Source organism: Liquorilactobacillus mali KCTC 3596 = DSM 20444, assembly GCF_000260415.1.
GTDB lineage: Bacteria > Bacillota > Bacilli > Lactobacillales > Lactobacillaceae > Liquorilactobacillus > Liquorilactobacillus mali.
The window spans coordinates 1-2,393 of sequence record NZ_BACP01000079.1; the positions used below are offsets into that span (position 1 = coordinate 1).

Sequence of the window (2,393 nt, forward strand, 5' to 3'; positions counted from 1 at the left end):
GATGGTAGAAGCTTTGGCAATTCAGCTGATTCGCTAAACAGTTAGGTTTATTTTTTTACAAAAAATGGGGTGGGCGGTTGGCAAATTAGGGGTGTGAGATGAATGTAAATTTGGACACAGTTGAACAGGTTGTTAGAATATTAAGCCAGATTGGTGTGATTGGTCTTTTATTTGGTGCAATTAAAAAGTGGGGATCTTACTTGAAACATAAGAAGGCAATGCAGAAAGAGGCTGCAGCAAAGATTGAACAGGTTCAGAATGATGAAATAAAAGGGCTACATCAGTCAGATACATTATTAAAAGCTGGTGTTGTTGCTATGCTACACCACGAAATTTATGCAAATTGCACTGAGTATCTTAAACATGATTATGTCACTGCTGGGCAGCTAAATGACTTAGAGTACATATTCTCAAGTTATAAAGCATTGGGAGGCAATGGCACAGGAGAAATTTTATATGACAGGGTAAAGGAACTAGCAATCAAGGAGGAAGAATAGTTATGAATGTACAAAATATTGCAGAATTGGTAACGTCATTAGCAGTTGTTTGTGTTCCAGTCGTTGGAGCATATGTTGCAAAGTTTCTTAAAAGCAATAAGGTAGCAGTCACATTAGTTAGTGTGTTATCTCCATTGGCAAAAGATGCAGTTATCGCAGCTCAAAAGTTGGGTGTTACTCAATACCTCGAGGGAGAGCTAAAAAAGAGCAAGGCTGTTCAATTTCTAGAAGATGCTTTGAGCAAATTAAATCTTAAAGCAGATGTTGATACAATTGCAAATGCTATTGAGACACAATATGCTGCTTTAAAGAAAGATGGCACATTAGATCAATACACACAGTTGACTGAGGAACAAGCAACTGCAGTAGATAAAGCAGCAGAGCTTAAAACAGCACAGGACAATTTAGCTGCTGCACAAAAAGCTGTAACAGACGCTCAAACGAAAGTTACAGAGTTAAGCAAATAGGAGGTTACTATGAAACTCAAAAATAAAATATTGTTAGGAGTAATTTCACTGATTGCTCCTTTTTTTATTGCATTAAATGCTAATGCAAGCACGTCTACTAAAGGAGATTATGGGGTTGATAATTCATATTATCAAGGAACTTTAGGAAACCTGGGCAGTGCTAGTACCAAGTTTAATATCATTCAAATCGGTGGTATTTATAATACTAGTGTTAAGTATCAGTCAACATATGCTACACAGGTTCAATATACCATTGCACAAGGTCGGAGAGCACATTCATATATATATCTAGCTGATGGATCTAATCAAGATAGAACTAAGCAATATGTTGGCGATATGCTAAGCAAAATGCAAACTCCTAAGAATTCTATTGTAGCCGTTGATTATGAAAGTGGCGCAACTAGTGACAAAGAGGCTAATACAGCTAATATCGAACTAGCCATGAGCATGATTAAAGCTGCTGGCTATACTCCAATGTTCTACTCATATAAGCCATATGCAAACTTATATGTTAATACTAATGAATTAGCTAGCACCTATGGTGACCAATATGTATGGATTGCCAGTTACAAGACAACATCACGTCAATTAACTGCTGATTTCAACTATTTTCCATCATTCCCAAATGTAGGTATGTGGCAATTTGCTGATAACTATGGTACTAATTCTAGTGGTGTAGATGGCGATATTGATATAACTGGTGTTACAGGAAATGGCTATAATGGAACTACAACAGCTTCCAACACAGGAGCTACTACAGTAAAGACTGATTCAACTACTACTGCCATTAAAGCTGGACAAGTTGCCAATAACACTCCAAAATCAGACATTAAAGTAGGATATGTAGTTAAAGTTAATTATTCTGCAACTAAATGGAGCAATGGAGCCACAATTCCTAGTTGGGTAAAAGGCAATTCTTATACTGTTCAACAAATTAGTGGTAGTAAAATACTTCTTTCAGGTATTCTAAGCTGGATTGATAAGTCTAATGCTGAAATTTTAAGTACTGGAAAAGTGGTTGTATCGACAACTTCAGGAACAACTACTACTGTTGGAACTTCTAAAAGCAGTGGCTTGACGGTTGACGGAGTATGGATAACTAATAATCCATATGTATCAACTGAAACAACTTTAGGATTACAGAGTGCTAACTCGTGGTGGTTTTACAGTCAAGTATATTCAAACATGCATCAACAAAGGTATTAAACCATTCTAACTACAAACATTCAGGATCCTTAAAATCGAATATTGTTCGTATTCTAAAATGCTAATCTGTTTCAGATACGCAAGTTGGACCATATATTAAAGCCCTGCTTCCTCAATTGGAAGTGGGGCTATTTTTTTGTTTACAAATAAAAAGTCTTCCTATTAAATATAACAATCATATTTTTTAATTGACAACGATATCTATATAACTATATCGAAATGT

General features: G+C 35.8%; 3 protein-coding genes. All 3 read left to right on the plus strand.

Features of this window, described 5'->3' with window-relative positions:
* Positions 1-98 precede the first annotated feature (98 nt).
* Genes GSM_RS13495 through GSM_RS14455 form a run of 3 tightly spaced genes read left to right on the plus strand, consistent with a single transcriptional unit; the run spans position 99 to position 2,170 of the window.
* Positions 99-497 (plus strand): hypothetical protein, encoded by a 399-nt coding sequence (locus GSM_RS13495; protein ID WP_003691376.1) that lies wholly within the window; start codon positions 99-101, stop codon positions 495-497.
* Positions 498-499: 2 nt separating this feature from the next.
* Positions 500-964, plus strand: coding sequence for a phage holin, LLH family (locus GSM_RS13500; RefSeq protein WP_003691378.1), 465 nt, complete (start codon positions 500-502; stop codon positions 962-964).
* Positions 965-973: 9 nt separating this feature from the next.
* Positions 974-2,170 (plus strand): GH25 family lysozyme, encoded by a 1,197-nt coding sequence (locus GSM_RS14455; RefSeq protein WP_010078412.1) that lies wholly within the window; start codon positions 974-976, stop codon positions 2,168-2,170.
* Positions 2,171-2,393: the final 223 nt, after the last annotated feature.